This window comes from Variovorax sp. PMC12, from assembly GCF_003019815.1.
Taxonomy (GTDB): Bacteria; Pseudomonadota; Gammaproteobacteria; order Burkholderiales; family Burkholderiaceae_C; genus Variovorax.
On record NZ_CP027773.1, the window covers coordinates 4,902,371 to 4,923,491 of the forward strand.

General features: G+C 69.0%; 21 protein-coding genes. 7 read left to right on the top strand and 14 right to left on the bottom strand.

Going from position 1 to position 21,121, the window contains the following annotated elements; genetic code table 11:
- Positions 1-14: 14 nt before the first annotated feature.
- The 3 genes from C4F17_RS22840 to C4F17_RS22850 are packed head-to-tail and all read left to right on the top strand — an operon-like array spanning position 15 to position 3,901.
- Positions 15-1,127, top strand: a complete 1,113-nt coding sequence (locus C4F17_RS22840) for a CaiB/BaiF CoA transferase family protein (RefSeq protein WP_106937666.1) — start codon at positions 15-17, stop codon at positions 1,125-1,127.
- A 38-nt stretch (positions 1,128-1,165) separates the two neighbouring features.
- Complete coding sequence (locus tag C4F17_RS22845; RefSeq protein ID WP_106936771.1) at positions 1,166-2,725, top strand: acyl-CoA synthetase; 1,560 nt, start codon at positions 1,166-1,168, stop codon at positions 2,723-2,725.
- Between the two features lie 27 nt (positions 2,726-2,752).
- Positions 2,753-3,901 (top strand): acyl-CoA dehydrogenase family protein, encoded by a 1,149-nt coding sequence (locus tag C4F17_RS22850; protein ID WP_106936772.1) that lies wholly within the window; start codon positions 2,753-2,755, stop codon positions 3,899-3,901.
- Positions 3,902-3,915: 14 nt separating this feature from the next.
- Here C4F17_RS22850 and C4F17_RS22855 read toward each other — a convergent pair whose 3' ends face one another.
- The 4 genes from C4F17_RS22855 to C4F17_RS22870 form a co-directional block, all read right to left on the bottom strand.
- Positions 3,916-4,293 carry a hypothetical protein gene (locus C4F17_RS22855; protein WP_106936773.1) on the bottom strand — a complete coding sequence of 126 codons (378 nt, stop codon included), beginning with the start codon at positions 4,291-4,293 and terminating at the stop codon, positions 3,916-3,918.
- Positions 4,294-4,351: 58 nt separating this feature from the next.
- Positions 4,352-5,083 (bottom strand): AP2 domain-containing protein, encoded by a 732-nt coding sequence (locus tag C4F17_RS22860; RefSeq protein WP_234382309.1) that lies wholly within the window; start codon positions 5,081-5,083, stop codon positions 4,352-4,354.
- Between the two features lie 152 nt (positions 5,084-5,235).
- Positions 5,236-6,087, bottom strand: a complete 852-nt coding sequence (locus C4F17_RS22865; protein WP_106937668.1) for an AP2 domain-containing protein — start codon at positions 6,085-6,087, stop codon at positions 5,236-5,238.
- Positions 6,088-6,296: 209 nt separating this feature from the next.
- The gene (locus tag C4F17_RS22870; RefSeq protein WP_106936774.1) at positions 6,297-8,996 is read right to left on the bottom strand and encodes a LuxR C-terminal-related transcriptional regulator; all 2,700 of its coding nucleotides are present in this window, start codon (positions 8,994-8,996) and stop codon (positions 6,297-6,299) included.
- Between the two features lie 138 nt (positions 8,997-9,134).
- On the opposite strand from C4F17_RS22870, the gene C4F17_RS22875 reads away from it, so the two are divergent.
- The 3 genes from C4F17_RS22875 (at position 9,135) to C4F17_RS22885 (ending at position 12,355) form a co-directional block, all read left to right on the top strand.
- The gene (locus C4F17_RS22875; RefSeq protein ID WP_106936775.1) at positions 9,135-9,917 is read left to right on the top strand and encodes an SDR family NAD(P)-dependent oxidoreductase; all 783 of its coding nucleotides are present in this window, start codon (positions 9,135-9,137) and stop codon (positions 9,915-9,917) included.
- Between the two features lie 32 nt (positions 9,918-9,949).
- The gene (locus C4F17_RS22880; protein WP_106936776.1) at positions 9,950-11,128 is read left to right on the top strand and encodes an acetyl-CoA C-acetyltransferase; all 1,179 of its coding nucleotides are present in this window, start codon (positions 9,950-9,952) and stop codon (positions 11,126-11,128) included.
- A 66-nt stretch (positions 11,129-11,194) separates the two neighbouring features.
- Positions 11,195-12,355 (top strand): GGDEF domain-containing protein, encoded by a 1,161-nt coding sequence (locus C4F17_RS22885; protein ID WP_106936777.1) that lies wholly within the window; start codon positions 11,195-11,197, stop codon positions 12,353-12,355.
- 24 nt (positions 12,356-12,379) lie between these two features.
- Here C4F17_RS22885 and C4F17_RS22890 read toward each other — a convergent pair whose 3' ends face one another.
- From C4F17_RS22890 to C4F17_RS22920, 7 genes are read right to left on the bottom strand one after another with little or no spacing between them, the layout of a single operon-like run.
- Positions 12,380-12,733 carry a hypothetical protein gene (locus C4F17_RS22890; RefSeq protein WP_106936778.1) on the bottom strand — a complete coding sequence of 118 codons (354 nt, stop codon included), beginning with the start codon at positions 12,731-12,733 and terminating at the stop codon, positions 12,380-12,382.
- 54 nt (positions 12,734-12,787) lie between these two features.
- Positions 12,788-13,033, bottom strand: coding sequence for a hypothetical protein (locus C4F17_RS22895; protein WP_106936779.1), 246 nt, complete (start codon positions 13,031-13,033; stop codon positions 12,788-12,790).
- 55 nt (positions 13,034-13,088) lie between these two features.
- Positions 13,089-13,931: a dienelactone hydrolase family protein gene (locus tag C4F17_RS22900; RefSeq protein ID WP_106936780.1), complete on the bottom strand. Its 843-nt coding sequence runs from the start codon at positions 13,929-13,931 to the stop codon at positions 13,089-13,091.
- Between the two features lie 54 nt (positions 13,932-13,985).
- Positions 13,986-14,891 carry a DMT family transporter gene (locus C4F17_RS22905; protein WP_106936781.1) on the bottom strand — a complete coding sequence of 302 codons (906 nt, stop codon included), beginning with the start codon at positions 14,889-14,891 and terminating at the stop codon, positions 13,986-13,988.
- Between the two features lie 36 nt (positions 14,892-14,927).
- On the bottom strand, positions 14,928-15,704 hold the full coding sequence (locus C4F17_RS22910) for a helix-turn-helix domain-containing protein (RefSeq protein ID WP_106936782.1): 777 nt from the start codon (positions 15,702-15,704) through the stop codon (positions 14,928-14,930).
- A gap of 59 nt (positions 15,705-15,763) precedes the next feature.
- On the bottom strand, positions 15,764-16,561 hold the full coding sequence (locus C4F17_RS22915) for a phosphodiesterase (protein ID WP_234382311.1): 798 nt from the start codon (positions 16,559-16,561) through the stop codon (positions 15,764-15,766).
- Between the two features lie 50 nt (positions 16,562-16,611).
- Positions 16,612-17,283, bottom strand: a complete 672-nt coding sequence (locus C4F17_RS22920; protein WP_106936783.1) for a nitroreductase — start codon at positions 17,281-17,283, stop codon at positions 16,612-16,614.
- Positions 17,284-17,406: 123 nt separating this feature from the next.
- Between C4F17_RS22920 and C4F17_RS22925 the strand changes: the two genes are divergently transcribed.
- The gene (locus tag C4F17_RS22925) at positions 17,407-19,047 is read left to right on the top strand and encodes a 3-(methylthio)propionyl-CoA ligase (protein WP_106936784.1); all 1,641 of its coding nucleotides are present in this window, start codon (positions 17,407-17,409) and stop codon (positions 19,045-19,047) included.
- A 184-nt stretch (positions 19,048-19,231) separates the two neighbouring features.
- Here the strand turns inward: C4F17_RS22925 and C4F17_RS22930 are convergent, their stop codons facing one another.
- The 3 genes from C4F17_RS22930 to C4F17_RS22940 form a co-directional block, all read right to left on the bottom strand.
- The gene (locus C4F17_RS22930) at positions 19,232-19,717 is read right to left on the bottom strand and encodes a hypothetical protein (protein ID WP_234382314.1); all 486 of its coding nucleotides are present in this window, start codon (positions 19,715-19,717) and stop codon (positions 19,232-19,234) included.
- Positions 19,718-19,903: 186 nt separating this feature from the next.
- Complete coding sequence (locus tag C4F17_RS22935) at positions 19,904-20,389, bottom strand: copper chaperone PCu(A)C (protein WP_081271115.1); 486 nt, start codon at positions 20,387-20,389, stop codon at positions 19,904-19,906.
- 41 nt (positions 20,390-20,430) lie between these two features.
- Positions 20,431-21,042: an SCO family protein gene (locus tag C4F17_RS22940; protein ID WP_106936785.1), complete on the bottom strand. Its 612-nt coding sequence runs from the start codon at positions 21,040-21,042 to the stop codon at positions 20,431-20,433.
- Positions 21,043-21,121: the final 79 nt, after the last annotated feature.

The window sequence follows — 21,121 nt, forward strand, 5'->3', positions numbered from 1 at the left end:
ACAGGAGACAAGCCATGGCAGGCCCATTGCAGGGACTACGGGTGATCGAGATGGCGGGCATCGGCCCCGGGCCTTTTTGCGCGATGCTGTTCGCCGACATGGGCGCGGAAGTGCTGCGCATCGAGCGCCCCGGCACGCGCACCGCGCCGCACGACATCCTCGCGCGCGGGCGCAGCACGCTGCAGGTCGACCTGCGCGCGGAGGGCGCGGCGCAACAGGTGCTCGAAGCCATCGAAAAGGCCGACGTGCTCATCGAAGGCTTTCGCCCCGGCGTGATGGAGCGGCTGGGCCTGGGCCCCGCGCCCTGCCACCAGAGGAACCCGCGCCTGGTGTACGGCCGCATGACCGGCTGGGGCCAGCACGGCCCGCTGGCGCATGCGGCGGGGCACGACATCAACTACATCGCGATCAGCGGCGCGCTGCACGCCATCGGCCGCGCCGGCGAGCCGCCGGTGCCGCCGCTCAACTACGTGGGCGACTTCGGCGGCGGCGCGATGCTGCTGGCCTTCGGCATCCTGGCCGCGCTGCACGAGGCGAAGAGCTCGGGGCAGGGCCAGGTGGTCGACGCCGCCATGACCGACGGCGCCGCGCTGCTGTCGGCCATGATGTACGGCTTCAAGTCGGCCGGCCAGTGGAGCAACCAGCGCGGCGAGAACATGCTCGACGGCGGCGCGCACTTCTACGACACCTACGCCTGCGCCGACGGCAAGCATGTGGCCGTGGGCGCCATCGAGCCGCAGTTCTACGCATTGATGCGCGAGCGCTGCGGCATCGCCGACGACCCCGCCTTCGACGCGCAGATGGACGCCGACCGCTGGCCAGTGCTCAAGCTGCGCATGGCCGACATCTTCCGCACCCGCACGCGCGACGAATGGTGCGTGCTGCTCGAGGGCAGCGACGCCTGCTTCGCCCCCGTGCTCGACTGGGACGAGGCCCCCGCGCATCCGCACAACGTGGCGCGCGGCACCTTCGCCAACGTGGGCGGCGTGGTGCAGCCCGCGCCCGCGCCGCGCTTCAGCCGCACCGCGCCCGTGATGCCGCCGGCCGCCGCGCACGACGACGGGCCGACCGTGCTGCGCCGCTGGGGCGTGGCGGCGGAGGCCATCGCGCCGCCGGGCGCTTCCTGAGCGAAAAAGAAAAGCAACGAAGAACGGAGACAGACCCCATGTTCCTCACCCAACCCCTGCACAAGGGCCTGCGCGAAAAAGGCAAGGCCACCGCCGTGGTCTGCGGCGGCACGCGGCTCGACTTCGCCGGGTTCACCGACCGCGTCGCGCGCCTCGGCGCGGTGCTGCGGCAGCTCGGCATGCAGCCGGGCGACCGGGTCGGCATGATGAGCCTCAACTCGCACCGCTTCGTCGAATACTTCTTCGGCACCTGGTGGGGCGGCGGCGTCATCAACCCGGTCAACATCCGCTGGAACCCCAAGGAAGTGGCGTACTCGCTCGACGACTGCGACACCCGCATCCTGCTGGTGGACGACGTCTTCGCGCCCATGGCCGCCGAGCTGCGCCGGCTCTCCCGCTCGCTGCGCACCGTGGTCTATTGCGGCGACGGCGCGGTGCCCGAAGGCATGGTCGGCTACGAGGCGCTGCTCGCCGCCGCCGACCCCGCCGAAGATGCCCCGCACGGCAGCGACGAGCTGGCCGCCGTCATGTACACCGGCGGCACCACCGGCCAGCCCAAGGGCGTGATGCTCACGCACGGCAGCCTGTGCATCAACGCGCTGGGCACGGTGGCCGCGCTGCCGCGCGACACGCAGGACGCCGCGGCCATCGTCGCGGCGCCCATGTTCCACGTGGCCGGCTGCGGCGTGGCGCTGCAGAGCCTGATGCGGCTGGTGCCGGTGCACGTGGTGCCGGTGTTCGACGAGCTGGCGGTGCTGCAGACGCTGCAGTCGGCGCGCATCACCGAGATGTTCCTGGTGCCCACCATGATCAAGCGCGTGATCGAGCATCCGCGCTTCGCGGAGTTCGACCTTTCCAGCCTGCGCCTGCTGTCGTACGGTGCGGCGCCCATCGACGCGGCGCTGCTCGACCAGGCCATGCGCGCGTTTCCGGGCACCGCGTTCGCGCAGGTCTACGGCATGACGGAGCTGTCGCCGGTGGTTACTGCGCTGCCGCCGTATTGCCACGCGCCGGGGCCGGATCGCGAGCGCCTGCTGCGCTCGGCCGGCACGCCCATCTCCATTGCCGAGCTGCGCATCGTCGACGGCGACGACAACGAAGTGCCCTTCGGCCAGGTCGGCGAGATCGTCGCGCGCGGGCCGATGGTCATGAAGGGCTACTGGAACAAGCCGAGGGAAACCGAGGCCGCGCTGCGCGGCGGCTGGATGCACACCGGCGACGGCGGCTACATGGACGAGGAAGGCTTCGTCTTCGTGGTCGACCGCATGAAGGACATGATCGTGAGCGGCGGCGAGAACGTGTATTCGGCCGAGGTCGAGAACGCCATCGCCCAGCTCCCGCAGGTGCTGATGTCCGCCGTGATCAGCGTGCCCGACGACAAGTGGGGCGAGCGCGTGCACGCGGTGATCGTGCGCCGGGAAGGCATGGCGCTGGAGGCGGAGGCCGTCATCGCGCATTGCCGTGAGCAGATCGCCGGCTACAAGTGTCCGCGCAGCGTGGAGTTCCGCGACGCGCTGCCGCTGTCGGCCGCGGGCAAGCTGCAGAAGTTCCAGCTGCGCGAGCCCTTCTGGGCCGGCAGGAGCCGCCGCGTCGGCTGACCGAAGAATACCTCAAGGAAGAAGAAAATGCCCATCGATTTCCGCCGTTCCTGGAGCGACGAAGACCTCGAGCTGTACCGCGACAACGTGGTGCGCTTCATCGAGACCGAAGTGCTTCCGCACGACGAGGAAGCCCGCAAGCGCGGCCACGTCGGCCACGAGGTCTGGCGCAAGGCCGGCGCGCTCGGCCTGCTGTGCGCCGACATCCCCGAGGCGTACGGCGGCGCGGGCGGCGACTTCCGCCACGAGGCCGTGTTCTACGAAGAGATGTCGCGCCGCGCGCTCACCGGCATGGCCACGTCGGTGCATGCCATCGTGGCGCACTACTTCCTCAACCACGGCACGGAAGAGCAGAAGCGCCACTACCTGCCGCGCATGGCGCGCGGCGAGATGGTCGGCGCCATCGCCATGACCGAGCCCGGCGCCGGCTCCGACCTGCAGGGCGTGCGCACGCGCGCCGAGAAGGACGGCGGCGGCTTTCGCATCAACGGCTCGAAGACCTTCATCACCAACGGCTACCTGGCCGGCGTGGTGCTGGTGGTGTGCAAGACCGACCCGGCCCAGGGCGCCAAGGGCACCTCGATCCTCATCGTCGAGACCGAAGGCTGCAAGGGCTTTCGCGTGGGCCGCGTGCTCGACAAGATCGGCATGAAGGCGCAGGACACCTCCGAGCTTTTCTTCGACGACGTGCGCGTGCCGGTCGATGCGCTGCTGGGCGGCGTGGAAGGGCAGGGCTTCTTCCAGCTGATGAGCGACCTGCCGTACGAGCGCACCATCATCGGCCTGAGCGCGCTCGCCACCATGGAGGGCGCCTACGAGGCCACGCTCGACTACGTGCGCGACCGCAAGGCCTTCGGCAAGCCGATCGCCGAGTTCCAGAACACCAAGTTCAAGCTGGCCGAGATCGCGACGCAGATCAAGGTGGGCCGCGCCTTCATCGACCGCTGCGTGGAAGACCTGGTGGCCGGCAGGCTCGACACCGCCACCGCGTCGATGGCCAAGCTCTGGGGCTCGGAAGCGCAGGGCCGTGTGATCGACGAGTGCCTGCAGCTGTTCGGCGGCTACGGCTTCATGAACGAATACATGGTGGCGCGCATGTACGCCGATGCCCGCGTGCAGCGCATCTACGGCGGCACCAACGAGATCATGAAGGAGGTGATTTCGCGGGCGCTGTGACCCGACACGGCCTGCTAGGACAGCCGCCGGATCTCCGCCCGCGCGATCTCGCGGTGCAGGTGCGAGGGCGAGAGGCCGATGAACGCCGTGTATTTCTCGCGCGCCGCGGCGGTCTTGCCCGCTTCTTCCAGCGCCAGCGCCTCCATCGTGAATTCGGTGAAGAGGCGGCTGGCGTCGGCTTCCTTCGGCGAGGCCGCCAGCGACTTGGGCGCCAGCTCCGGCTGTTCCTCGTAGATGCGGCGCTGCACTTCGATCACCTCGATCAGCGCGCGGCCGATGCGCTCGACGTTTTCCTGCACCGGCTCCAGATCTGTCGCGTGGACCTCGGCGGCCGCCTGGTCCAGCAGGTGCGATGCCACGCGCAGCAGCTGGTGAATGGACTTGAGCGTCATGGCCGGGCGCCCGTGGCGGGCTTCGCCGCAGCGGCGAAGCCGCGTCTGTCTTGTGCCATCAGCGGTCCTGGCCCAGCTTCGCGGCGAGTTGATTCGCGCGTTCGGCGATCGCCAGGCGCTTGGCCATGTCGTAGCCGTGTTCCTTCACCGAAAAAGCCTTGCTCACGCTGCCCTTGCCGGTGGTGTAGGTGATGGCCAGCCAATAACCGGGATGGCTGGCGTTGGGCGTCTTGAAATGCACGCCGCTCACGCCGCTGGTGTTGTTGCGCCGGGTGATCTCCGACTTCGAGCGCTTGGCCGCGCGGGGCGCTGGCGCATGGGTCGCGAGGCCCATGCGAATCGCTTCCTCGGCCGGGTGCAGCCGCACCAGCCCCTGCATGCGTTCGAGCTGCCGCTCGCGCTCGCGGATGGCCAGCGCCTGGGCCGCGTCGCCCAGGTGGTCGACGATGAAGTCGGTGCGAAGGATCTCGCCCTGTCCGATGTAGGTCTTGGCCATCCAGGCCCGCACCTGGCCGCCGGCGGATATCTGGTGGAACACGCCCGGCACGCCGGTGCTGTTGTTCGCCCTGAGCTTTTGCGCGCGCTCGCGCCGCGTGGGCGGCGGCACGCTGCGCACGATGGCGTCGCGCCAGTCCTGCGCCTGCAGCAGCGCCTGCGCCTCGCCGCCGTAGCTGGCCTTGCCGAACTGCCTGTAGTGGCGTACGCCGTTGCGCACGATAGAGACTTCGAATCCCCAGGGTCTGATGCAGATGCCGTACATGGCGGCCGGATTGGGGATTCCTTTGGGCATTCTCGACGTGCTGCTTTTCTGCGCACTGCTGTTGGCGGGCTCCCCGAACTGCGCGGCGCTCGTCGGCGCACGCATTTGCCCGCTATTCTGGCCGAAGCGGCATGGCGATCCGGCGAACCCGCACGCCCGGCCTGCCCGCCGCTGCCGAAGCCTCACAGCCGGACCTGCCCTGCCTCCGGCGCGCCGGCGCCCGCCGTGCCTTGCGAACGCGCTTCCTGGCGGTAGGCGATGGGGCCGATGGCGGTGTCGGTGCGCACATCGGTGGCGGCGCGGTTGCGGCCACCCGACAGCTTGGCCTCGAGCTGGCGCTCGCGCTCCGCGATGGCCAGGCGCTTGGCTTCCTCGGGCCCGTGTTCCTTGATGGAGAACGCCTTGCTCACGCTGCCCTTGCCCGCCGTGTAGGTGATGGCGAGCCAGTAGCCCGGGTGGCCGACGTTGGGCGCCTTGAAGTGCACGCCGCTCACGCCGCTGGAATTGGTGCTGCGCCGGATCTCGGACTTGGAGCGCTTGGGCGACAGCAGTTCGGCCGGCAGCCTGTCCTGGCTCTTGCGGATCGACTCCTCGGCCGGATGCAGGCGGGCCAGGCCTGACATGTGTTCCAGCTGCCGCGCGCGCTCCTGAATGGCCAGCGCCTGCGCATCGCCGCCGGCGGCATCGACCGGGAAATCGGTGCGCAGGATCTCGTTTTCTCCAAGATAGGTCTTGGCGACCCATGCCCGCACCCGGCCGCCCGACGCGACCTGGCAGAACACGCCCGACACGCCCGTGGTGTTGTTGGCGCGCAGCTTCTCGGCCCGCGTGCGCCGCGCGACCGGGGGGAAGCTGCGCACGATCTCGTCGCGCCAGGCCTGCGCATGCAGCAGGGCCTGCTCCTCGCTGCCGTAGCTGGCGCGGCCGAACTGCTTGTAGAAGCGGTTGCCGTTGCGCACGATCGACACCTCGAAACCCCAGGCGCGTGGGGCGATGCCATACATGGGGGCCGGGTTGGGGATTCCTTTGGGCATGGTGGCTTCGCTCCTGTCGCTCTGTGTGTCGATGACTCCCTGCGCGGCCTGCCGCATTCGGCCGGACGCTGCGCTTCCGCCGCCGCGCCGCACCATGTCAACCGCGGCAGCAGGAAGGCTCTGATCTCTCTGAGGGAATGCTATGGACGGCCAGAGGCGGGCGGTATCACCGGAATCCGTAGTATTTGTAATGCCACCGGTGGCGCCGCCTACCGGATCACGCCCAGCCGCCGCGCGATCGCCACCGCCTGCGTGCGGCTCTTCGCGTCGAGTTTCATGTTGATGTTGCGCAGGTGCGTGCGCACCGTGCTGTCCGACACGAACAGCTTCTCCGCCATCGCGCTGTTCGAATACCCCTCGGCCAGCAACTGCAGCACCCGGATTTCCTTGCGCGTGAGCGGCTCCTTCATCGCGTCGGCGCAGGATGCGGGCGCATCCGCGTCGGCCGCCGGCATCGGGCCGACGAGCTGCAGCAGGCGCTGCAGGTAGTCCGCCAGGATCGGGTCGCCGCGCGCGGCGGGCGCCTCCTGCGCCGACTGCGCATAGCGGTGCACCAGCGCGCCGACGGCCGGGCCTTCGTCGAGGATCAGCCGCACGAAGCCTTCCTGGCTTGCGGCCTGCAGCACGGTCTCGAATTCCTTGACGGCCGCCGACGCGTCGCCCGCGGCCTGCAGCGCCAGCGCGCGCAGCACCCGCAGCTTGAGCGCGCGGCGGTTGTGCGCCACGGCCAGCGCGGCATGCAGTTCGGCGTCGAGCGCGTCCAGCGCGGCGCGCGCATCGCCGAACGCGATGTCCCAGCGCGCCCGCGCCAGGGCCATGTAGTCGAGGTCGTGCGCCGGCAGGCGCTGGCGCCTCTCGCGTTCCCACAGCGCGGGGTCGTCGGCGCGGGCCAGTTCGTCGCGCGACGCGGGTCCGTTGCCCTGCAGCAGCAGCATGCGCGAGCGCTCCAGCTTGGCGCCGGCCACCACGCGCGGCAGCTGCCGGTGGTGGCCGAGGTATTCCAGCTCGGTCAGCGCCTGGAACGCGGCGTCGATGTCGCCCGCGTGGAACGCCAGCCGCGAGCGCATCACGTGGCTCAGGATCATGTGGTCCGGCAGGCCGACGTCGCGCGCCAGCGGCAGGTACACGTTCAGCAGGTGCTCGGCCTGCACGAGCTGGTTGGTCTCGTACACCGCGCCCGCATACAGCACGCCGGCCCAGGCGTTGCCGTGGCTGTGGTTGTACGACACGGCATGGGTGGAGTCGACCGCCATGCGCAGCCGCGCGGTGGCCTGCCGCAGCCGCCCTTCGTGCAGGTCGAACAGGCCGGCCAGCGACTCGGTGTACATGCGGTTGAAGGTGCTGCTGCCGCGCTCGCGCGCGGCCTCCAGCATGCGGCGCGCCTCGTGCTGGTCGCCGCGCACCGCGAGGATGTGGGCCATGCCGTTGAGCAGCACGCTGTCGGCGAACGGCAGGCCGGTGGGCAGTCGCGCCAGGCTCTGGCGGCCGGCCTCGTAGGCCTCGTCGTGGCGGTCCTGCATGGCCAGCAGCAGCGGCACCAGCGTGTGGGCGCTCGCGCGCACCTCGGGGATGGGGCTTTCGAGGCAGCCCGACTGATCGAGCATGCGCATCGCCTCCCACGGGCCGTGCGTGAAGCAGGTGGCCCACAGCGCGATGGGCTGCAGGAACGGATGCTCGCGCAGCTGGTGTTCCGGAATGGCAGAGAACCAGCGCGCCAGCATGCGCATGCGGCCCTGTTCGAGGAACTGCGCCGCGTAGCTGTCGAGCAGCGCCAGCGCATACGGATGGTCGCCGCCCTCGATGGCGTGGTCGATGGCGGGCACCGGCCGGTCGTGCGACTCGTACCAGCCTGCGGCCGCGAGATGCAGCCGCGCCGTTTCGCCGGGCTGCTCGTGCGCGAGCCGCGCGCGCAGGAAGTCGGCGAACAGGCTGTGATAGCGCCACGCGCCGCCGTTTCCGCCATCTCCGCCGTCGCCGCTCACCGGCGTGAGGAACAGGTTGGACGCGGCCAGCCGTTCCAGGATGGCCGCGCAGTCGGCGCGCGGGCACAGCGCCTGGCACACCGAGGCGTCCAGCTGCCGCAGGATGCTGGTGCGCAGCAGGAAGTCGCGGATGTCGGCCGGCTGGTGCGCGAGCACGTCCTCGGCCAGGTAGTCGGCCACGGCGCGGTCGGAACCCGAGAAGCGCTCGACGAAACCGGTCTCGGTGCCGTGGCGCTCCAGCGCCATCGAAGCCAGCCAGATCGCTGCCACCCAGCCTTCGGTCTTGCGATGCAGCTGCGAGAGCAGGTCGGCGGGCAGCGCCTGCATCGCCTGCTTTGCATGCGCCATGCGCAGGCCGAAGAAGGCGCTGGTTTCCTCCAGGCTGAAGCGCAGCCGGTCGGTGTCGATCTCGATGAGCTGCCCGCGCGCGCGCAGCCGGCCCAGGCCCAGGTCGGGCAGGCCGCGCGAGCCGATCACGATCTGGCCGCGGCGCGGCAGGTGCTCGACGATCTCGCGCACCAGGCCGAGCACCGCCGGCTCCTGCACCACCTCGAAGTCGTCTAGGAACAGCGTGAAGGGCGCGTCGTGCGCGGCCAGCGCGGCCACGGCGTCGAACGGCCCGTTGGCGCGCGGCTCGTCCACGCCCAGGCGCTGCGCGGCTTCGGCCAGGCAGTCGAGGAAGCGCGACACGTCGTTGTCGGCGCGGTCGAGCGTGAGCCACGCGGTGGCGATGCCCTGCGCCTCCATGCGCTCGCGGATCTGCGCCATGGCCGTGGTCTTGCCGAAGCCGGCCGGCGCGCGCACCAGCACCAGCTTGACGGCGGCCGCGGCGATCTCTTCGCGGATGGCGGTGCGCGGCACCTGCGTGGCGTTGGCGGCCGGCGGGTTGAGCTTGGTTTCGAGGATGCGGGGCGTGGGAGGCGACATCGGCGGGCGGGCAAGGGCGGTTGGCGCACCGGAGCCCGAACGGCCCGGATTTCCGTCGTTTCCGACGATGCCGCCGCCGATTCTGCTTCCTAAACTGGCCCGCGGAAACCGCCACTTACCCTGCAAGGACCGCATCTCATGCAACTCGATTCCAGCATTGCCGCCGTCGTCACCGGCGGCGCTTCCGGCCTCGGCGCCGCCACCGCGCGCCGCCTGGCCGGCCACGGCGTGAAGGTCGCGCTGTTCGACCTCAACGCCGAACAGGGCGAGGCCCTGGCCAGGGAACTGGGCGGCGTCTTCTGCAAGGTCGACGTCACCTCCGAAGAGCAGGTGGACGCGGCCTTCGCCAAGGCCCGCGCCGCGCACGGGCAGGAGCGCGTGCTGGTCAACTGCGCCGGCACCGGCAACGCGGTGAAAACCGCGAGCCGCGACAAGGCCACCGGCGAGATCAAGCACTTTCCGCTCGCCAATTTCGACCGCATCATCCAGATCAACCTGGTGGGCACCTTCCGCTGCATCGCCAAGTCGGCCGCCGGCATGCTCACGCTCGGCATGCTGCAGGACGGCGAGCGCGGCGCCATCGTCAACACCGCCTCGGTGGCCGCGCAGGACGGGCAGATGGGCCAGGCGGCCTATACCGCGTCGAAGGCCGGCATCGTCGGCATGACGCTGCCCATTGCGCGTGACCTGATGGCCGAGGGCATCCGCGTCAACACCATCCTGCCGGGCATCTTCGACACGCCGCTGCTGCAGGGCGCGCCCGACAACGTGAAGGCCGCGCTGGCGGCGTCGGTGCCGTTCCCCAAGCGGCTGGGCAACCCGGCGGAATACGCGACGCTGGCCGAGCTGATGATCACCAACGGCTACTTCAACGGCGAAAGCGTGCGGCTCGACGGGGCCATCCGCATGGCGCCGCGCTGAGCCCGCACCACCCACGAACACAGGAGACTTTCTTGCCCGAAGCATTCATCGTCGCCGCCGCGCGCACCGCCGGCGGCCGCCGCAACGGCCGCCTGGCCGGCTGGCACCCGGCCGACCTCGCCGCGCAGGTGCTCGACGCACTGGTGGAGCGCACCGGCGCCGACCCCGCGCTGGTCGAGGACGTCATCATGGGCTGCGTCGGCCAGGCCGGCGAGCAGGCCTCGAACATCGCGCGCAACGCGGTGCTGGCGTCGAAGCTGCCCGAGTCGGTGCCGGCCACCTCGGTCGACCGGCAGTGCGGCTCGTCGCAGCAGGCGCTGCACTTCGCGGCGCAGGCCGTGATGTCGGGCAGCATGGACATCGTGATCGCGGCTGGCGTGGAAAGCATGACGCGCGTGCCCATGGGCCTGCCCACCACGCTGCCGCTGAAGAACGGGCTGGGCTTCTACGTGAGCCCGCAGATGGCCAGGCGCTACCCCGACGTGCAGTTCAGCCAGTTCACCGGCGCCGAGATGATCGCCAGGAACTACGGCATAGAGAAAGCCGAGCTCGACGCCTACGCGCTGCGCAGCCACCGCAACGCCATCGCCGCGACGAAGGCGGGCCACTTCGAGCGCGAGATCGTGCCGGTGGCCGTGCGCATGGCCGACGGCACCGAGACCGGCGAACTGCACACCGTCGACGAAGGCATCCGCCACGACGCCACGCTGGAGAGCATCGCCGCCGTCAAGCTGATCGCCGAGGGCGGGCGCTGCACCGCCGCCACCGCCAGCCAGATCTGCGACGGCGCGAGCGGTCTGATGGTGGTCAACGAGCGCGGCCTCAAGACGCTGGGCGTGCAGCCGCTCGCGCGCATCCACCACATGAGCGTGATGGGGCACGACCCGGTCATCATGCTGGAGGCGCCCATTCCCGCCACCCGGCGGGCGCTGGCGAAGGCGGGCATGAAGATCGGCGACATCGACCTGTACGAGGTCAACGAGGCCTTCGCGCCGGTGCCGCTGGCCTGGCTGCAGACGCTGGACGCCGACCCGGCGCGGCTGAACGTGAACGGCGGCGCCATCGCGCTGGGCCACCCGCTCGGCGCGTCCGGCACCAAGCTGATGGCCACGCTGGTGCATGCGCTCGGCCAGCGCGGCAAGCGCTACGGGCTGCAGACCATGTGCGAAGGCGGCGGCATGGCCAACGTGACCATCGTCGAACGGCTCTGAGCCGCGCCGGAGGCCTTGGGGCGGCTTCCCGGAAGGCAATGTCAACATAATCAATAATCTCGCCCCATGGGCGCATTGCCATCCCTTCTCGACCCCCGTTCCGTCATCGTGCTGGCCGGCCTCATGGGCGTCATGATGGCCCTGGTGATGTTCTTCATGCGGCGCAGCTACCCGGCCAGCATCCGCGGGTTGAGCGAATGGGCGCTGGCGCCGCTGCTGGCTTTCACCAGCACCATGCTGTTCGCGGCGCGCGACTACCTTCCGGACTTCCTCACGATCGTGGTCGCCAACGTCGTGCTGTTCCAGGCGTGCATCCTGTATTACTCGGGCAGCCAGAAGTTCCTGCTTGGGAGCAGCGACACCCGGGGCTGGACGCTGCTGAACGGGTTGATAGGGCTGTCCATGTTCTGGTTCAGCACCGTCAAGCCCGACTTCGAGGCCCGCCTGCTGATCGTCACCTTCGCGGTGTCCTTGCTGTTCTTCGCGCATGCCCTGCTCTACCTGCGCCACCGGCCCCGCGTGTTCGGCCAGCCGCTGATGATCGGCCTGCTGCTGGCGCAGGCTGCGGTGGCGGCACTGCGCTTCGTGTCGGTGGTGCTGGGCATGGCCGGCAGCAACCTGATGGACGGCAACTGGATCCAGTCGCTCTACATCAGCATGTATTCGTTCTCGGTGCTGCTGCTGTCGATCTCCGTCATCCTGATGGCCACGGACCGCGTGCACACCGAGTTCGAGTACCTGGCCACGCGCGACTCCCTGACCGGCGCGCTCAACCGCCGCGCGCTGCTCGATGCCTGCCGCGGCGCCTTCGCATCCGACCGGCGGCACATGGCGCTGCTGATGGTGGACCTGGACCACTTCAAGGACGTCAACGACCGCTTCGGCCACCAGATGGGCGACAAGGTGCTGCGCGAGGCCGTGCGGCGCATGCAGCGGGCGGTGGGCGACGCCGGCGTGCTCGGGCGCTACGGCGGCGAGGAGTTCGTGGTGCTGCTGCCCGGCACCGGCCAGGTCGAGGCCATGGCCATCGCCGCGCGGCTCAAGCAGGCCATCGGCGAGCCCTTCGGCGCCGACTCCCCCATGGCCGAGGTCGGCTCCATCGCGGTGAGCATCGGCGTGGCCGCGAACGACGGCGGCCGGGGCGTCGACGAAGTGCTGGCGCGCGCCGACGCGGCGCTCTACAAGGCCAAGGCGATGGGGCGGGACCAGGTGATCGCGGCGGCCTGAGGCGCGGCCGGACCTTCTTTTCTTTCAGCCGAGGCCTGACCAGTCGCAGCGCAGCACGTGCTGCCTGCTCGCGTAAGTCAGCGAGCCCCTGGTCCTGGCGACGCGCAGCGCGACGCCCTTGCCGGCGATGGCGCGCATCGACTGGCGGCGGTAGTCGGCCGATTGGCGTTGCAGCGTCAATCGCTCGGACGACGCAGGCGCCACGCCGTCGTCACGCGACACGACCAGGTCGGTCAGGCGGCCGGAAGACAGGCTGAACTGGACCTCCGCCGAATACGGGCTTCCTTGGCAGAAGAGGCTGCCGTTGGCCGATGCGGGAAGGGACGCGCATGCCAGCAGCACGCTGCACAGGGCGGCGGCGTAGCCGTTCCTCGTCATTCGGGTACGCCAGCTTCTGGGGCGGTGCTGCTCATGTCCGATGGCCGTCGCCGGCTACTTGGCGCCCCAGCGCCAGCGCGGCGGCTCACCCTTGATCCAGCAGACCGCGACCAGCGCGAGGCTCAGGCCGGAGACGGCCGCGGCGAACAGAAAGGGCTTCTGTTCAGGATGAATCGACACCAGGGCAGTTACCAGCAACACCGCATACACGGCCACCACCGCCCAGCCCTGCCAGCAGGTCGGCGGACCCCAGCCCCAGCCGTAGCGCTTGGCGGGAAACCAGTAGTGGTTGCTCTGCATCACAGTTCCTTGTCAGTTGGCATGTGCTCGTCTTCGACACCGCGCCATTGCATGCTCACCGCGCCAGATACGCCTCGACAGTCGGCCCCCACAGCTGTTGTTGCACGACCAACTGGTGCCCGTTGATGCCGGGCTCCAGCACATAGGTCGAGAAGCTTCCCTTGCCGCCTGCGGCGGTGAAGGCCTCGAAGTTCTTCCGGCTGTGAGAGAGCGCATAGAAGCTGTCGTTCTCGCCGTAGAGCCATAGCGTTTGGCGAGGGAACGCCGCGCCGCGCCTGAAGCTGACCGGATTGATTGCGTCCGCCGTGTTGCCGGGGCATTTGTCGCTCATCCAGCCTCCGACGAAGTTGATTGCGCCCTGGAACACGTCGGGCCGCGTTCCCGCGTAGGCGACGGCGAGGATGCCGCCGCGCGAGTGGCCGGCGATTGCCACGCGCTTCGTGTCCACGTCGGAGTCTTTGCGCAGCCACTCGACGGCGGCGTCGACGTCGGCAAGCGCATGGTCGAAGCCCGCCAGCGACAGCGCGGGGTCGCAGCTGTAGTGCTCGCGTTTTGGCGTGAAGCCTTCGTCATACAAACCGTCCGACTGGCCGCGCCCGCGCCGCTGCGGGAACGCTACCAGCCAGCCGCGCTGCGTGAACCACCTGGCCAGGCGCTCGGGTGCATAGGTGTGCTTGAACAGCTTCGGGTCGTTGCCGATGCCGGTGGAGCCGTGGTTGAACACCATGGTGGGGAAGGGACCGTCGCCTTCGGGCTTGAAAATCACCATCTCCAGCGTGACGGGCATCCCGTTTTCGACGAAAGGCGTGGGCACGCGCACGGTGCTGCGTTCCTGCGCCCAGCAGGAGGCGGTGGCAAAGCACAGCAGGGCGGCGGCGAGGAGTATCAGCTTTCTCATGAGGCGGGCATCCTTTCGAGGTTCGCGGCATTCTGCCCGCCCTTCCTGAAGGTGCTATGGGCGCTGCTGCGTCTCCTGCGCGCGCCACCGGACCGCACCACTCGCCAGCACGATGCCAGGTACCACCAGCGCAAGGGCCAGCAGTACTTCCCCGGTGATCGGTTCGTTCATGCATGCCGCGGCTCCCAGCGTGGTCAGCACCGGCACCAGCGCCGCCGACAGCGAAGCGCGCGCCGCGCTCAGCCGCGCGACGGCCAGCATGTAGACCATCAGCCCCAGCAGGCCCGCGACCACGCCCTGCATCACGGCTTGTATGGCGACATCCGTCCACGGTGCGGTCAGCAGCCTTGGCGCACCGACCGTGCCCAGCAGCGGCAGCAGGAGCAAGGTCGACCACCCGTTCACGAACGCCGTGCCCTGCCACGGCGTGAAGTCGCAATGCGCGAAGGCGAGCGAGTGGACGGCCCACAGCACAGCCGCCGAAAGAAAGAGCAGGTCGCCGCGCCAATCGAGCGAGCCGTCGCGCAAGCTGTCCGTCGCAAACAGCGCGATGCCGACCGCGATGCAGCCCAGCCCCAGCAACCGGATGCCGCCTACCTTCTGCCCTTTGTGCAGCCGTGCGCCGATGGCGGTGAACAGCGGCAGGCTGCCCGCCATGAAGATGCCCATGTGGCTGGCGGGTGCCCAGCGTGCGCCCGCCAGCACGAGCAGGCCGAAAGGCAGGCCGCCCCCGATGACGAGCAGCACGAGCGCAAGGCGCGAGGCCTTGGGCGGAACCAGGCCCTTGCCGAGCCACAGCGGGGAGAGCAGCAAAGCGGGAATGCCGTAGCGCAGCAGCACCAGTTCCATCGGGCCCAGCGTGGTGGTCACACCGTGGCGCGAGACCAGTTGCCACGCGCTGCCAATCAGTGCCGCGGTGAGCGCGGCGAAAACGCCTGTGCGAAGGTTCTTCTTGTCCATCGCCAGAAGTCTCGCGGCCGTGCCGCGCGGCGGCTATCAGATTCGTGCGGTGGTCAGCGCGCGGCGCGCTTCACCCAGCGTCACGCCCACCTCGCGCCGGAATACCGCGCCCAGATGGCTCTGGCTGCAGTAGCCGAGATCGTGCGCAATGCCCGCCAGGTCCTGGTCGCCGCAGGCCAGCCGATCAAGGGCCGTGGCGAGCCGCAGGTGCTGGCGGTACTGGTGCAAGCTCAGGCCGGTCTGCTGGCGAAAGCTGCGTGCCAAGTGGAACGGAGAACGCGAGACGGCATCGGCCAGCGCGTGCATCGAGAGCCGCGCTTCACGGTCGGTGGTTTCCGCAAGCAGTCTTTTTGCGCGCGCCACTGTGCCATTCAAAGGCATCAATTGGCGCGACGTGCCGATCTCGTCGAGTAGCTGCGCGACGGTCTGCGGACCCGCGTCGCCGTTGCGCAGCTGCTTTTGCGCCGCATGAACGCGATACAGCGACGCCGGCGACAGCAGGCTGAAGACCGGCGCCTTGCTTGCACGAGGCGCCTGGTATCCGCTGACCACCATGCTGTGCCGCGTCGCGTGTGTTGGCGAGGGCCGCAGCTGGTAGACCATGGCGTCGTTGAGGTGCATGGCGGTCAGTCCGTCGACCAGCCAGGTGCTGTCGCCCGAGCGCACGTCGAGCACCGTGTGCCCCACCGGCAGGACAATGCGCCGCGAGCCAATGGTGTAGTACGCACTCCAGTCAGGCCCGTGCGTGCGCGAGCACACGTGCTCCACCGTGAACTCGGTTCCGGCGTAGAGAAGGGTGCGTTCGCTGGGCATCGGCCGCATTCTGCGCGCCCGGCGGCCTGGGCTGCCGCCAGGCGCTCGATCACGCAAACTCACGCAAACGGATACGGCCCCTCCATCGCCCCGACGTGGCTCACATGGCTCACCATGCCATGCACCTCGTCCCACAGATGCAGCATGCAGCCCGGCCGCCCCATGTAGGAGGCCGGCGCCGCACCGTCCGCGAGCCGCAGTGCGATTTCCGTCGTGCTGCTGGGGCAGGAGCACACGACCGTGCCCGCCCAGCGCCGCAGCATCGTGCGGTGCACATGCCCGCAAAGCACGCGCTCGATGTTGCCGAAATCGCGCAGCACGGCTTCGAGCGGCGCGGGGTTGGCGTAGCTGTAGGTATCCATGTAGGGAATGCCGCTGGCGAAGGGCGGGTGGTGCAGCATCAGCAGTGTCGGCTTCGCGCGGTCGGCCTCCAGCGTGCGCCGCAGCCACGCGAGGCCTTCTGCGTCGACATCGCCGTGGTGCAGGCCGGGAACGCAGGAGTCCAGCGCCACGATGCGCACCGCATGGTCGTCGATGCAGTAGTGCATCGGGCCTTCGGCCGGCAGGTAGGCGTGGTCCGCGAAGGCCGTGCGGAAGTTCTCGCGGTGGTCGTGGTTGCCGGGAATCACGAGGCAGGGAATGGCCAGCTTCGACAGCAGTCGGCGCGCCTGCGCGTATTCGTCGGGCCGGCCTTCGTCGACGAGGTCGCCGGTCAGCAGCACGAGCGCGGGCCTGCGGTCAAGGGCGTGCAGATGGTCGATGGCTTCCTCGAACATCCGGTTCGAATCGGCCACGCCCTGGTAGAGCTGGCCGGCGGGGCGGATGTGCGGGTCGGAGATCTGGGCAATGAGCATCATCGGGCGCTTCGTGGAGTACGCCCGGCGGCAAGCAGGTTCCGTTCCTCGGCTCAGATGCCCGTGAACTCCGCCACTTCATCGAGCGGCGCGCGCTCGGTCACCAGTGCGTCGAGCGGCCTGCTCCTGTCGGCGTAGCCGATGGCCATGCCGGTGAAGAGCATGCGCTCGGGCGGCAGTTCGATGAACCGGCCGATGGTCTGCGGGTAGATGGCCCAGCATTCCTGCGGGCAGCTGTCGAGCCCTTCGGCGCGCAGCAGGAGCATCACGTTCTGCAGGAGCATGCCCAGGTCGGACCACTGCGGCGGCCCCATGCGGCGGTCGACGGTGCAGAACAGCGCGAGCGGCGCGCCGAAGAACTGGTAGTTGCGCGCGAACCATTCGCGGCGCGCGGCCTTGTCCTCGCGCGGGATGCCCAGGCGTGCGTACATGGCCTCGCCCACGGCGAAGCGGCGGTCGCGGTAGGGCGCGACCAGCTCGCGCGGGTAGATGTCGTACTCGCTGCCTTCGCCGCCGGGCGCCTCCTGCACGCGGGTGCGCATGATGGTTTTCAGCTCCGACAGCCTGTCGCCGCCCACCACGTGCAGGTGCCACGGCTGCAGGTTGCCGCCCGAGGGCGCGCGCAATGCCTGCGCGAGCACGCGGCGGATGACGTCGCCGGGCACCGGCGTGTCGAGAAAATCGCGCACCGAGCGGCGGGTGGCGATGGCGTCCTGAACGTTCATGCAAGGGTCCTCTTGAAGATCGATGCTAGGGGCAACCCTCGAACGCCCTCAATCGTCCGTTCCGACGATGCGGCGCGGCACGGCGGCTGCCTAGCATCGCCCCAGCGTACAGGAGGCAAGACCATGTTCGGATTGATGCAAGACCGCCCGCTGCTGATCTCGTCGCTGATCGATCACGCGGCCACCTTCCACCCGCGCGCCGAGATCGTCGGGCGCACCGTGGAGGGCCCGGTGCACCGCACAAACTACGCGGAGATACAGCGCCGCTCCAAGCAGGTGGCCAATGCGTTGAAGACGCTGGGCATCGAGCCCGGCGACCGCGTCGGCACGCTGGCCTGGAACACGTATCGCCACCTGGCGCTGTACTTCGGCGTGTCGGGCTCGGGCGCGGTGCTGCACACGGTGAACCCGCGGCTCTTTCCCGAGCAGATCGACTACATCGTCAACCATGCGGAAGACAAGGTGCTGTTCTTCGACACCACCTTCGCGCCGCTGGTGGAGAAGCTCGCACCGGGCCTGAAGTCGGTGCGCGCCTTCATCGCCATGACCGACCGCGCGCACATGCCCGCCATCGACGTGCCCAATCTGCTGTGCTACGACGAACTCATCGGCGCGCAGAGCGAGGCCTACGCCTGGCCCGAGTTCGACGAGCGCACCGCCTCTTCGCTCTGCTACACCTCGGGCACCACCGGCAACCCGAAGGGCGTGCTGTATTCGCACCGCTCGACCGTGCTGCATTCGCTGATGGAATGCGCGCCCGACACCTTCGGCGTCAATTCGCAGATGACGCTGCTGCTCGCGGTGCCCATGTTCCATGCCAACGCCTGGGGCATGCCGTATGCAGCGGCGATGGCCGGCGCGAAGCTGGTCATGCCCGGCCCGCACATGGACGGCCAGAGCCTGTACGAGCTGATGCGCGACGAGAAGGTAGGCTTCTCGCAGGCCGTACCCACCATCTGGCTCATGCTGTTCCAGTACTTCGACGCGCATCCTGAAATCGACACCCGCGCCATCGGCCTCAAGCGCATCGGCGTGGGCGGCGCCGCCACGCCGCGCAGCATGATCGAGCGCTTCGAGCGCGACTTCGGCGCCGACTTCGTGCAGGGCTGGGGCATGACCGAGACCAGCCCCATCGGCGTGATCGGCAACCTGCTGCCCAAGCACCTGTCGATGCCCAAGGAAGAGCAGCTGCGCGTGAAGATGCGCCAGGGCCGCGGCGTGTGGGGCGTGGAACTGAAGATCGTCGGCGAAGACGGCCGGCGCCTGCCGCACGACGGCAAGGCCTTCGGCCACCTGCATGTGCGCGGACCGTGGATCGCGAGCGGCTACTTCAAGAGCGAGGGCGGGCCGGTGCTCGACGCCGAAGGCTTCTTTCCCACGGGCGACGTCGCCAACATCGACGAAGACGGGTATGTGCAGCTGGTCGACCGCGCGAAGGACGTGATCAAGTCGGGCGGCGAATGGATTTCCTCCATCGACCTCGAGAACACGGCGAGCCTGCACCCGGCGGTGGCCGAAGCGGCCGTCATCGGCATCGCGCATCCGAAGTGGCAGGAGCGGCCGCTGCTCATCGTTGTCAAGCGCGCAGGAGCGGAAGTGACACGAGAGGAACTGCTCACATTCCTTGCAGAGCGCGTCGTGAAATGGTGGCTACCGGACGACGTAGTGTTCGTCGACAGCCTGCCGCACACCGCCACCGGCAAGCTGCTGAAGACGAAGCTGCGCGAGCAGTTCAAGGGTTACACGGCGACGACATCTGTTTGACGGTTTGATGACTTGTTCGATTTTTCTGTGGACAACTCTGTGGGTTGTGCGGGGAGTCGGATCGGCGGAGCAAGCATCGGCGTGGGTTCCCGCCACGTTGCCTGTTGAATAGGCAGCCGCGCGCCCAGCCGTTGGCGCCGACCGCTTGCGGCGCCGGTTGGCCGGAATTCCAGATGCCGCGCAATCACCTGGTCGCGCTTCGCGCCAGATGCGCCCGGCCGAAAGGCGTGATGCGCTTGATCACCGCCAGCCCCTGCGGCTCGCCGTCGGCGGCCTTCCATGTGAGCGCCGGGCCGATGACCGCATCGACGAAGCCCGCCTGCTTCAGTGCCTCCACGCAGCCGATCGCCTCCCTGTCCTGCACCCGAAGGGGGAAGGCCGAACTTTCTATGGCGCGAAGGTAGTCGAGCGGCTCGAGCCTGGCGTTCGATGCCTTCTTCGGCGATGTGCTGCTGCCGTTGCCCTCGCCGCCGCGCAGCCGGTCGATCTCGGCATGTCCGTCGTCGGTGATGCAGATCACCAGCGCGTCCTGCGCCAGCCTGTAGCTGCCCTTGCCGGTGTCGTAGGCCGGGTCGATGGCGGCCTCGATGAGGCCGGTCGCCTTCAGGACGGAGACCCGGCGCACATCCTGCGCGCCGGTCACGTGCATCGGCAGGCGAGCGTTCTCCAAGTGGAGCAGGTAGCTGAGCGGCACTGAAAACCCCCGTATGCACCTCCCTCGGCCATCCGGCCCACGAAGACGCCGGCCGGGGAGGGGATGGTTTGTCAATATTTATTAACAATTCTTGTGCGTCCCGGGGGCGGGCGCCATCACCGAAACAGGGTAGTTCCTTCAGCCGGTCCCGCGCCGGGGCGCTCAGTGCTTGTGCCCGCCGTGGCCCGCCGCCGGCTGCGCCGACGCATTCAGCGCCCGCACCGGCGCCTTCACCTCCACCGTCTCACGCTTGCCGTCCTTGCCCTCGAACACCAGCGTGAGCGGCACGGTGTCGCCTTCTTTCACCTGCTGCTTGAGGTCGAGCAGCATCACGTGATAGCCGCCGGGCTTGAGTTCGACGGCCTTGCCGGCCGGCAGGTCCAGCGCGGCGATCTGGCGCATGCGCATCACGTTGTCCTGCATGGCCATCTCGTGCACTTCGACGACCGGCGTGACGGGCGAGCTGGCCGACACCAGCCTGGTGTCCTTTGCGGCGCTCAGCTGCATGAACGCGCCGGTGGCCTTCTGCTGCGGCACGGTGGCGCGCACCCAGGCGTCCTTGACGGTGACTTGCGCGTGCGCTGCATGGGCGGTGAGCAGCAGCGCTGCGCTGGTGACGGCGAGGATGTGTGCAATGCGGTTCTTCATGGTCTGGATCTCCTTGGATTTGATTTGAATGGTTGAAAAGGTCAGGCCTGCAGGATCTTGCGCAGGTCGTCGGCGCATTCCTGCGCGCTCTGCTCGTGGCGCAGCACGAGGCGGATCTTTCCCCTGGGGTCGAACACGTAGCTGAAGGCCGAGTGGTCCATGGTGTACGAGGAGCCGGTGGGCACCTTCTTGTAGAAGACCTTGAACTCCTTCGCGGTGTCGCTGGTCTTCTGCGCGTCGCCATACAGGCCGATGAAGCTCGGATCGAAGGCCTGGGTGTAGGCCTTGAGCACCACGGGCGTGTCGCGCTCGGGGTCGACGGTGACGAAGATCACCTGCAGCCGTTCGCCGTCGGCGCCGAGCAGCCGCCTGATCTCGGCGGCGCGCACGAGCGCGGTGGGGCATACGTCGGGGCATTGCGTGAAGCCGAAGAACATCATCACCGCCTTGCCCTTGAAGTCGGCCAGCGTGCGCTCGCGGCCGTCGGGGTCGGTCAGGCGGAAGTCCTGCGCGTAGGTGGCGCCGCTGATGTCGACGCCGTTGAAGCTGGCGGGCAGCACTTTGCCGTTGTCGCAGCCGGCGAGGGCCAGGGCCGCAAGCGCAGTGCTGCCGGACAGCAGCAGGCCACGGCGTGAAAGCGTGGAATGAGTCATGGATAAAAGCTCTCTGGCGCCCGGACGCGAGCGCCGATCGATGCGTTGTGCGGAGGACCGCGATGCGACGAAGCCAGCC

Bases quoted from the DNA above. Each gene is read 5' to 3' on its own strand.
- C4F17_RS22840 (WP_106937666.1), top strand. From the start codon at position 15: ATGGCAGGCCCATTGCAGGGACTACGGGTGATCGAGATGGCGGGCATC.
- C4F17_RS22845 (WP_106936771.1), top strand. From the start codon at position 1,166: ATGTTCCTCACCCAACCCCTGCACAAGGGCCTGCGCGAAAAAGGCAAG.
- C4F17_RS22850 (WP_106936772.1), top strand. From the start codon at position 2,753: ATGCCCATCGATTTCCGCCGTTCCTGGAGCGACGAAGACCTCGAGCTG.
- C4F17_RS22855 (WP_106936773.1), bottom strand. From the start codon at position 4,293: ATGACGCTCAAGTCCATTCACCAGCTGCTGCGCGTGGCATCGCACCTG.
- C4F17_RS22860 (WP_234382309.1), bottom strand. From the start codon at position 5,083: ATGCCCAAAGGAATCCCCAATCCGGCCGCCATGTACGGCATCTGCATC.
- C4F17_RS22865 (WP_106937668.1), bottom strand. From the start codon at position 6,087: ATGCCCAAAGGAATCCCCAACCCGGCCCCCATGTATGGCATCGCCCCA.
- C4F17_RS22870 (WP_106936774.1), bottom strand. From the start codon at position 8,996: ATGTCGCCTCCCACGCCCCGCATCCTCGAAACCAAGCTCAACCCGCCG.
- C4F17_RS22875 (WP_106936775.1), top strand. From the start codon at position 9,135: ATGCAACTCGATTCCAGCATTGCCGCCGTCGTCACCGGCGGCGCTTCC.
- C4F17_RS22885 (WP_106936777.1), top strand. From the start codon at position 11,195: ATGGGCGCATTGCCATCCCTTCTCGACCCCCGTTCCGTCATCGTGCTG.
- C4F17_RS22890 (WP_106936778.1), bottom strand. From the start codon at position 12,733: ATGACGAGGAACGGCTACGCCGCCGCCCTGTGCAGCGTGCTGCTGGCA.
- C4F17_RS22895 (WP_106936779.1), bottom strand. From the start codon at position 13,033: ATGCAGAGCAACCACTACTGGTTTCCCGCCAAGCGCTACGGCTGGGGC.
- C4F17_RS22900 (WP_106936780.1), bottom strand. From the start codon at position 13,931: ATGAGAAAGCTGATACTCCTCGCCGCCGCCCTGCTGTGCTTTGCCACC.
- C4F17_RS22905 (WP_106936781.1), bottom strand. From the start codon at position 14,891: ATGGACAAGAAGAACCTTCGCACAGGCGTTTTCGCCGCGCTCACCGCG.
- C4F17_RS22910 (WP_106936782.1), bottom strand. From the start codon at position 15,704: ATGCCCAGCGAACGCACCCTTCTCTACGCCGGAACCGAGTTCACGGTG.
- C4F17_RS22915 (WP_234382311.1), bottom strand. From the start codon at position 16,561: ATGATGCTCATTGCCCAGATCTCCGACCCGCACATCCGCCCCGCCGGC.
- C4F17_RS22920 (WP_106936783.1), bottom strand. From the start codon at position 17,283: ATGAACGTTCAGGACGCCATCGCCACCCGCCGCTCGGTGCGCGATTTT.
- C4F17_RS22925 (WP_106936784.1), top strand. From the start codon at position 17,407: ATGTTCGGATTGATGCAAGACCGCCCGCTGCTGATCTCGTCGCTGATC.
- C4F17_RS22935 (WP_081271115.1), bottom strand. From the start codon at position 20,389: ATGAAGAACCGCATTGCACACATCCTCGCCGTCACCAGCGCAGCGCTG.
- C4F17_RS22940 (WP_106936785.1), bottom strand. From the start codon at position 21,042: ATGACTCATTCCACGCTTTCACGCCGTGGCCTGCTGCTGTCCGGCAGC.